This is a genomic window from Psychrobacter sp. 1U2 (assembly GCF_051847575.1).
On the sequence record NZ_JBPYDC010000535.1, the window covers coordinates 1 to 996 of the forward strand.

General features: G+C 46.1%; 1 protein-coding gene. It reads left to right on the forward strand.

Annotated features, from left to right (window positions below):
• Positions 1-181 precede the first annotated feature (181 nt).
• Positions 182-996, forward strand: an 815-nt coding sequence (ftsY, locus tag ACS8FD_RS17100) for a signal recognition particle-docking protein FtsY (protein ID WP_439276727.1), incomplete at its 3' end; no start/stop codon positions are given.

Here is a 996-nt window from a genome sequence, read left to right on the forward strand (position 1 = left end):
TGACCAAATCGAAAACAAGATTAATCCTACTGCTATACCAAAGATGCCGCTACAAGAGCAGTGGACGGATACTGCTAGCCAGCATCTACCAGCTGGCACTAAACAAACCAACACTGACGATGCTGTAAGACAAGCTGCACCAAGTACTTCTCAGGCACTGGCTGACGATGATGCAAACCAAATGGATCAGCTACAAGAAGACGAGACGCAAGGTCGCCAAAAAGGAAGCTGGTTTAACCGCATGAAGTCGGGACTTAGTAAATCACGTAAAAACCTTGCAGAAGGTATGGTGAGCATACTTATTGGTGGCAAAGAGATCGATGATGAGCTGTTGGAAGAGGTAGAGGACCAGCTATTAGTCGCCGATATTGGTGTCAATGCGACTAACCGTATTATCAAGAGTTTAACTGAGCAAACAACGCGTGGCGATTTGATTTATGCGCATTCATTATATAAAGCACTGCAAAGTGAGCTCGTTGATATCTTAACGCCAAAAGTTGCGCCATTGGTTGTCGATACGAGCAAAAAACCATTTGTTATTTTGGTTGTGGGTGTTAATGGTGTGGGGAAAACAACCACTATTGGTAAGCTTGCCAAGCGCTTACAAGGCGAGGGTAAGTCAGTTATGTTGGCGGCTGGTGACACTTTCCGCGCTGCCGCCACTGAACAGCTACAAATCTGGGGTGAGCGTAACAGCATTCCGGTTGTGGCTCAAGGCCATGGTTCTGACAGCGCTTCTGTTATCTTTGATGCCATGCAATCTGCAAAAGCCAAAAACATTGATGTATTGATAGCTGACACTGCCGGACGTTTGCAAAACAAAACGCATCTGATGGCAGAGCTTGAAAAAGTAGTACGTGTCATGCGTAAAGCGGATCCAAGTGCGCCCCATGAGGGAATGACCATTCTTGATGCGGGTACAGGTCAAAACGCCATTAACCAAGTGGAGCTGTTTAATAAGGTAGTGCCGCTGACAGGCATCACTATTACTAAGTT